9 protein-coding genes and 2 pseudogenes are annotated in these 7,701 nt (G+C 44.6%); 6 read left to right on the forward strand and 5 right to left on the reverse strand.

Annotation, left to right across the window (positions count from 1 at the left end):
• The 3 genes and pseudogenes from ACTIE6_RS26890 to ACTIE6_RS26900 all read left to right on the forward strand — a co-directional run.
• Nucleotides 1-284 (forward strand): annotated as a pseudogene (locus tag ACTIE6_RS26890) (hypothetical protein); the annotation flags it as partial.
• A complete protein-coding gene (locus ACTIE6_RS26895; protein ID WP_439559573.1) occupies nt 281-811 on the forward strand; it encodes a hypothetical protein in 531 nt (176 codons plus the stop codon). The pseudogene ACTIE6_RS26890 and the gene ACTIE6_RS26895, both read left to right, overlap by 4 nt.
• A gap of 22 nt (nt 812-833) precedes the next feature.
• The gene (locus ACTIE6_RS26900) at nt 834-1,232 is read left to right on the forward strand and encodes a DUF5618 family protein (protein WP_439559574.1); all 399 of its coding nucleotides are present in this window, start codon (nt 834-836) and stop codon (nt 1,230-1,232) included.
• Nucleotides 1,233-1,508: 276 nt separating this feature from the next.
• On the opposite strand, the gene ACTIE6_RS26905 is transcribed toward ACTIE6_RS26900, so the two are convergent.
• The 3 genes from ACTIE6_RS26905 to ACTIE6_RS26915 form a co-directional block, all read right to left on the reverse strand.
• Nucleotides 1,509-1,754, reverse strand: a complete 246-nt coding sequence (locus tag ACTIE6_RS26905) for a hypothetical protein (protein ID WP_439559575.1) — start codon at nt 1,752-1,754, stop codon at nt 1,509-1,511.
• Nucleotides 1,755-1,827: 73 nt separating this feature from the next.
• Complete coding sequence (locus ACTIE6_RS26910) at nt 1,828-2,037, reverse strand: hypothetical protein (RefSeq protein WP_439559576.1); 210 nt, start codon at nt 2,035-2,037, stop codon at nt 1,828-1,830.
• Nucleotides 2,038-2,110: 73 nt separating this feature from the next.
• On the reverse strand, nt 2,111-3,886 hold the full coding sequence (locus tag ACTIE6_RS26915) for a discoidin domain-containing protein (RefSeq protein WP_439559577.1): 1,776 nt from the start codon (nt 3,884-3,886) through the stop codon (nt 2,111-2,113).
• Nucleotides 3,887-4,032: 146 nt separating this feature from the next.
• On the opposite strand from ACTIE6_RS26915, the gene tyrS reads away from it, so the two are divergent.
• Both tyrS and ACTIE6_RS26925 read left to right on the forward strand, forming a co-directional pair.
• Nucleotides 4,033-5,328, forward strand: a complete 1,296-nt coding sequence (gene tyrS / locus ACTIE6_RS26920) for a tyrosine--tRNA ligase (protein ID WP_439559581.1) — start codon at nt 4,033-4,035, stop codon at nt 5,326-5,328.
• A 185-nt stretch (nt 5,329-5,513) separates the two neighbouring features.
• Nucleotides 5,514-6,134: a DinB family protein gene (locus ACTIE6_RS26925; RefSeq protein ID WP_439559578.1), complete on the forward strand. Its 621-nt coding sequence runs from the start codon at nt 5,514-5,516 to the stop codon at nt 6,132-6,134.
• A gap of 19 nt (nt 6,135-6,153) precedes the next feature.
• Here ACTIE6_RS26925 and ACTIE6_RS26930 read toward each other — a convergent pair whose 3' ends face one another.
• Complete coding sequence (locus tag ACTIE6_RS26930; RefSeq protein ID WP_439559579.1) at nt 6,154-6,969, reverse strand: metallophosphoesterase family protein; 816 nt, start codon at nt 6,967-6,969, stop codon at nt 6,154-6,156.
• A 111-nt stretch (nt 6,970-7,080) separates the two neighbouring features.
• Here ACTIE6_RS26930 and ACTIE6_RS26935 point away from each other — a divergent pair, with 111 nt between their 5' ends.
• Nucleotides 7,081-7,539 (forward strand): regulatory protein RecX, encoded by a 459-nt coding sequence (locus ACTIE6_RS26935; RefSeq protein WP_439559580.1) that lies wholly within the window; start codon nt 7,081-7,083, stop codon nt 7,537-7,539.
• A gap of 29 nt (nt 7,540-7,568) precedes the next feature.
• Here ACTIE6_RS26935 and ACTIE6_RS26940 read toward each other — a convergent pair.
• Nucleotides 7,569-7,701: pseudogene (locus ACTIE6_RS26940) on the reverse strand (ribonucleoside-diphosphate reductase); the annotation flags it as partial.

Raw genomic sequence — 7,701 nt, forward strand, 5'->3', positions numbered from 1 at the left:
GCTCCGCCAGCTACGATCAAGTAGCCAAGCTTAAACTATATAAGCAAATCGCCTCGCTAAAATATTATCTTCTGGTAGCGCAGTATGAATGCTACGTGCAGTTGTACACCCGCTCTGGTAAAGATGATATTTGGACTTACCAAACATTTGCTAATCTGACAGACCAGGTTCCATTTGAAGGTTTGGGATTTTCACTACCTGTCACCGCGATTTACGAGGGCATTGTTTTTTTGCCCGAAGAAGCAGGAAACAACGCTTCCGCAGGAGTAGGATCATTGGAATGAAAAAAATCGAATATCCGGATATACTGCACGAGCATGTTTACCTCTATTACAAGGGTGACCGCCATTATTCCCCGAGCATTATTTCAGATCAGGATCGCTGGCTGGCAGGCTGGATAAAGTGTACCCGCTATTATGTGCAAGGCGCATTTGGAGAAAGTTACAATGACTTATTAGCAGAAGCACTTGAAGATTTAAGGAATGTTCTGTTCAATAAAGTCTCCGGCTTTAAGTACCGCGTTTTAATGAATACCCAGCGGGTTGAACCTTTGGATTCGACAAGTTTCGATGCACTTGCGAGCCATTTGGTAGATTATCGAAATGCATTCATTGTAATTGCCCGGGAGGATTTGTTGAAAGATGTACAGAATATTCCGGTTAAGTATCACAAAGCGACGGTCTCAAGTAATATCGATTACCTAAGACTGATTTTAGATATCTGTCCTTCGGGTGCATCTGTTTGCAAAATGAGCGGCGATGGTGGTGATGATTATATCGCTTTTGATCTCTTCTACTCACCTCCTGTCTAAGAAGCATTAACCATTATTATTTATGTCAATAAAAACACACAAAGAAAGATCAGCAGCAGAGGAAGCGCAGCGCTACTTGGAGAATGCACGCACAATTCTCAGCGAAAAGGCAGGAAAGAAAGACGGGTTGTATGCAGATGTGAAGTACGTTAAAATGGCTTCGGGCACAGCTTATTCTGCCGCACTGCTTATTTTAGATGAATTCTTAAAGCAGAAAGAAGGTATTCATTTCAAGAAACCGACCAGCATTGAGGATTACATAGCAAGGGTAAGAAAATACGATAAAAAGCTATTGAGGCTGCTTGCGAATGTTTACGATGAGTTGCATTTAGCCGGTTACTATCATGGGACTAAATCTGTTGATACAATCCAGCTCGGCCTTAGTAATGTGACTAAGATGTTGAATTACATTGCAAACTGATTCTCAAAAATCCGAAATCCATACGTTTTTCGATAAACAGGGGGCTCCTCAGGAGCCACGATTTCGAAACCCATATGTTTTTCTATAAACAGGAGGCTCCTCAGGAGCCGTAAATCTGCAAATTCATACTTTTTTCTATAAATAGGAGGCTCCTCTGGAGCCGCATCTGCCAGCTCGAAAACCGTTCCGGAGGAACGTCCTGTTTATAGAAACAACATTTTCCTGCCGCTGCAACGGCTCCTGAGGAGCCTCCTGTCTGTCGTAAGTTCTGCATACTTAATTCGCGAGCTTGCAAATTGTATCCAGCTTACTTATCATCGTCGCGACCCGCAACTGGTTCACAATATGCACGCGCATTTCAGGAGTAACATTGTCCAAGTCCGTACTGAACAGAAAGCTTTCAACCATATAGTGCATTGATTCCACAATTTCGCCGACATGGTCGGTTTGAAAGAAATCACGAATAATTTCATTTTGCTTGTTCAAAGCTTGATTTGCCAAATCAGTTTTCAGTGTGTTCATAGTTTATAGATGTTTAAGTGAATAAAAATTTTGTAGGATTTCCGATTAATTTGACTCAAATAAAAAGCCGCTTTTACGGCTCATAAACTATAAGGGTTTCTATTCTAAAATTCCCGAACTCTACAAGAATGTCTCGCATTCGTTTTTCGGAAATTCCCTGATTATAAGTGTAATCTCGCCAGGCAACAACTGGCTTACCCTTCTTCACATCGGGAGGAAGCGACGGATAAACATTTTTTATCCACCAATCAAAAGCCTCAGGAATAGTATCAAACTTCTTCATGCAAATATATTCAATATTCGAGTTTCCTACAAAAACTCTGCTAATCTTTTTGTGAAAATAATGAAAGATACCTTTACTTAATCCCAACCACCTCACTCACCTCTGAAACCCCATTCTCATTAAAAGCCTCAATCCGGAAGTAATAAGGCACCCCCACATTCAATGCGCGGAGCTCAAATGCATTTGGCTCGTCGTGCCAGAATTGGTACGTCTGGTAAAGCTTGTCCGGCGCGATGCCCCAGAGTACATTGTAACCGATTGCGCCTGGGTTTTTTTCCCATTTTAAATCCACATTCCGCGCGTCTTTTTGTCTGACTGCCGTGAAGCTTTTTGGGGTAGCAGGCACTTTGCCGGAACCGTTTCCGAAGATGCGAAATTCGCTGATTGCCAGATTTGGTGAAGCTACGTAAATGTGCTCGTAACGAACATATCTAGCTTTTACAGGTTTTGGAAATTCGATGTATGCCACTGGCCGGTCGCGTTTGGGTTCTTTGGAGAGGTCGGTGACGAGGTCCCATTTTTTGCCGTCGCGTGAGGTCAGGATCTTAAATTGGGTGTATACCTTTTCAGGATTGTTGTCAAAAATGTTGGATTTGTAGTCGGTGTAGTTCACTTGCACGGCCTTTACTTCCTGCTCCTTTTCCAGGTCGATCGTGAGCGTTTCACCGGCTTTGTTTTGTTTGGCCGACCAGAATGTGCGTGGGTTTTCGTCGGTGAGTTTTGTGACGGCCATGGTGTCGAGCGTCGAGGAGGCGGTTGCGGGTTTTTTGTAGGATAAGAGCATCCATCCGGTGAACTGTTCGTCGCCTTTGCCAGACCAGGTTTTGGTCGTCATTTTGTGCGGGAAGTCGCCGAAACGGGTATTGGCGAACATTTGCCCGTCTTTATCGAAGCCAGCCGGATACATTACAATGCGCCGCTCCATGCCCCAGTTCAGACCGATCCACGTGGTGCCCGTGTTCCAGTAATTGCCAAAATTATCCTGAAATGTATTTCCGTGCCCCGCGCCCGTCGCGAAGCCGCCGGGCTTGTACGAAACCGGGTTGTAAGGCGCGTAAGTGAACGGGCCGAGCGGGTCGTCGCCCACGTAGGTACCATTTGCGTACACATTGTATTCCGTGCCCGGCGCGCCGTATTGCAGGTAATATTTGCCTTTATGCTTCGTCATCCACGCGCCCTCGGTGAAGGGTTTGAAAGGGTCGGAATGGTTCGGCCCGAAACGCTCCCAGCCGTGATCGTACTGATTTAACCAAAACATCGCCTGGTAATCTCCCTTAAAAGCCAGGCGTTTAGAGTAGTCCAGCTCGGAGCCGAAGATGGGATACACATTCGACGAGCCCCAGTACATATACCATTTATCGGTGTCCGGATCGTGAAAAAGAGCAGGGTCCCAGGGAACTATATCCTTCGGCAACCGCGGTGTCCAGCGGTTGTAGAACTCCCAAATGCCCTTTTCTGGCGCGACAGAGTACAAAATAGGTCGCGATTCGAATGTCGATTGAAACAAAAACAAAGTATCACGCACCGAAACTGCCGCCGGCGCGCACATATCTTCAAAGGGCCAGCGATTGGCAGTCAGGTATTTCCAATTGAGCATATCTTTCGAATGCCAATAGCCGCCTGAGATCGTGACAAACAGAAAATATTCGCCTTTGTGGTTGATAATCACCGGGTCTGCGCCCGATCGGTAACTGATATTTTCATTCAGCTGCTCGAAATTGTATTTGTAATCGATGTCCATCGGGTTGCAGTAGGTAGTCTGCGCGGTGGACTGAAATGCTGAAATGAAGATCAGGTAGCAGGTTAGTAGTGTGTTAGTTAATTTGGAATACATATCTGTTTCTTGCATTAAATTCTTTTTGTAATACCAAAATAGCTGATTTTGGAATAAAAATCTGTGCTGATTTTCAAAACCTCGCTGCTATGCGGATTTTTCAAGACGATAACTTTTACCTTTGCGGTTCGATCTGAAAAGTATTTTATCTCACAATGGAAATTGATTTTATAGAGGAACTGCGCTGGCGCGGAATGTTGCACGACGTGATGCCGGGCACACAGGAGCAACTGAACAAGGAAATGACTGCCGGCTACATCGGTTTCGATCCCACAGCTTCCTCTCTCCATATTGGAAATTTGGCTACGATTATGTTACTCGTGCATTTCCAACGCGCTGGTCACAAGCCTTTTGCATTGGTCGGCGGCGCGACTGGAATGATTGGTGACCCTTCTTTTAAAGCAGCTGAGCGTTCGTTTCTGGATGAAGAAACCCTGAATTTTAATCAGGCAGGAATTAAAAAACAGCTGGAACAATTCCTGGATTTTGACTGCGGTGAGAATTCTGCCGAAATGGTCAATAATTACGATTGGTTCAAGGATATCGGCTTCTTGCAATTCCTTCGTGATGCAGGTAAATATTTGAGTGTCAATTATATGATGTCCAAAGATTCAGTTAAAAAACGTCTGGAAACGGGCATTTCATTTACTGAATTTTCGTACCAGCTTTTGCAGGGCTACGATTTTTATCATTTATATAAAACCAAAAATATCCGTCTGCAAATGGGCGGCTCCGATCAGTGGGGCAACATTACGACGGGCACCGAAATTATCCGCCGGAAAGAAGGCGACGAAGAGGGCTATTTTAAAGCCTACGCCCTCACGACGCCACTTTTGACGAAATCTGACGGTTCAAAATTTGGTAAAAGTGAAGGCGGAAATATCTGGCTCGATCCTGAAAAAACCTCGCCTTACGAGTTTTACCAGTTTTGGCTGAATCAGGCAGACGAAGATCTGCCGCGTTACCTGCGCGTTTTTTCTTTTAAAAACAGGGAAGAAATCGAAGTATTGGAAAGCAGCCACGCCGCTGAGCCGCACTTGCGCATCATGCAAAAAGCACTCGCCGCCGAACTAACAACCCGCATTCACTCCGAAAAAGCATATCAAACTGTAATCAAAGCATCAGAAGTACTCTTCGGCAAAGCAACGCTGGAAACTTTGCAAAGCATTGAGCTAGATGAATTTGACACCATCTTCAATGGCGTACCGCAGACAGGAATCTCGCGGGAGGAATGGAATAATACAGCCAATATTTTGGACTTGATTTCAACCGTAACAAAATCCGAAATCTACACTTCAAAAGGAGAAGCCCGCCGCGCAATCCAGCAGAATGCATTGAGTGTGAATAAAGTGAAAGTTACTTCCGAGGCGCAGGCGCTTAGTGAGTTTACGTTGTTGCAGGATAGGTTTTTGCTTATTTCGAAGGGGAAGAAGAATCATTTGATTCGGGTGAATTAACGTTTCCTGACCATGTTTCCGACATTGGCTTCGACTATGCAATAAGAAGACAAGGTAATTGATTTGGATTGCCTGATGCCGAAAGCCAAGACCGGCAAAAAAGTGGATGCAACCGATTGATCAGTTTTACACGAGACTGCGGGGCCTGTTGTTACCTTGAATGCTTTCAAAATTGAAAGCTAATTATGAAACAGGTCCTATTTATATTTTCACTGCTGCTAAGTGGCATATCACTAGCTCAAAACAAAAGTTCAATTTGGACTGATTCGGAGCGGCAAATCTTAATTGAAGGTCTGCAGTCTTCACAAAACAAACTACTTGGTGCGACTGATGGCTTAACAAAAGAACAAATTCGCTTCAAGCCAGATAGTGCAAGCTGGTCGATCGCCGAGATCGTGGAGCATTTGGCTATTTATGATGAGTTGATGTATTGGGACCTATTGAATCAGCAATATGCTCCTGAAATGCCAGAATGGGCTGAGAAAGTCAAGGGGCTCGATTCATTGATGGTATCTTACACGGAGGATCCGGCCAAGTTGAAGGCGCCCTTTATTGCTCAGCCCCTTGGTCGTTTCGAAAATGAAAAAGCCCTGATGTTATATTTCAACCGCTTCAGGAATGAGCTAATCAAATTGGTTAAAGAAACAAAAACAGATTTCAGATTGCATTTTGTATTTCGTTCCAAAGATGCCGGAGTCTGGCGGGTTCGCGACCTGCATCAATATACATTGCTATGGATCGCACATACACAAAGGCACACCAAGCAAATTGAGCGTGTAAAGTCTTATCGAAACTACCCTAAATAAGGAATTCTAAATATAGAACTCACCCCTTCCCCGAAAACGTATTCAAAACCGGCGCAGCAGTAGGATTGTACTGATACGATTGCCACGTATGATCCTCGTAAACTTCCACAATGCGGTACCCTTTATAACTTGTCCCCCAGTTGCCGCCGAAGTGACCGTCAAAAAAGTAGGGCTTTTTGCCGTAGAGTTTGGTACTGTCCTGGTCGTGGTCGTGGCCGTTGAAAATGGCTTTTACGTTTGGGGTATTTTCAAAAAGGTCAATTACTTCCTTGCATTCAATTCCATTTACGGTCCATTTGGCCGGGGTGATGTGCAGGAATACGAAAATGCCTTTTTTGTCCTTGTATTTGGCGAGTTCAGTTCTTAACCAGTCGGCATTGGGACATACATACTCGCCTTTTTCATTTGAAGTATCACCTACTACAAATGCGTATTCGCCTTTGGCAAAACTGTGGTTGGTAGGGTAGCCCCAGGTACTTTCCCAAACGTCAAGACCCACTTTATCGTGGTTTCCGCGACTTACGTAAAATGGTACGCTTAGTCCGGAGATTGTTTTTTTGAAATCGTATAAAAGTGTCGGCTCGTCGTGGATCAGGTCGCCGTTGATGAAAAGAAAATCGACTCCTTTTTGCATTTTTTCCCGGTTAACCCAGCTGATTAGGTCGGTGTGAAAACGCTGGAACTCTGTATTGGGCTGACCGTAATGTCCGTCGGAAGCGACGATAAACCGCAATGCGATACGCGCTTTTGTGTCGGCTTTTGCGTTATTGGATAATAGCGGAAATGCAGAAATTGCAGGTACGAGTTTCAGAAATGACCGTCTTTCGAGTTTCATAAATAACCGGGTTAGGTAAGTGGGTCGGGGTTTTAATAGTTTCAAAAATAGTTATTGATCGCCGATATTTTCTTTATTCTTGCATCGCATTAACAATAATTAATATTCACGATGGACCGCCTTATTCTTCAAAAAGCTGCTTCTTACTGTGCCTACCAGGAACGCACTCAGGATGAGGTAAAGCAGCGGCTGCGGAAATGGAATGTGTGGGGCGACGAGGCTGACGAAATCATTGCAGAGCTGATTTCACAAAACTATCTGAGTGAAGAGCGTTTTGCCAAGACTTTCGCAGGTGGCAAGTTTCGGGTGAAAAACTGGGGCAGGATCAAGATCAAACAGGAATTGCAGCGCCGCGGGATCAGCAAGTACAGCCTTGACCAGGGTATGGCGGAGATCAAGGATGAAAATTACGTTGCCACATTGAAACAGCTTCTTGAAAAGAAAAGGACTTTACTGGAAAGAACCGAATCAAATCCATTGGTCCTGAAACAAAAATTGGCCAGATATGCTCTGGCCAAAGGGTATGAGGGGGATCTTGTTTGGAAAGAAATAGAGGCTTTGCTCAATTAATAAAGTTGTTGGGTTGAGCTAACTTTTTGTCAAAAATCCGAGTCAAACGAAATCTTGTGGCCGCTTCCTTCTTTGTCTTTTACGCCGCTCATCACACCTGCTTTCTGATATTCTCCCACGCGTTTCTCGAAGAAGTTAGTCTTGCCGGGAAGTGAGATCAAC

The sequence above is a fragment of the Dyadobacter sp. genome, assembly GCF_051859145.1.
In the GTDB taxonomy this organism is placed as follows: domain Bacteria; phylum Bacteroidota; class Bacteroidia; order Cytophagales; family Spirosomataceae; genus Dyadobacter.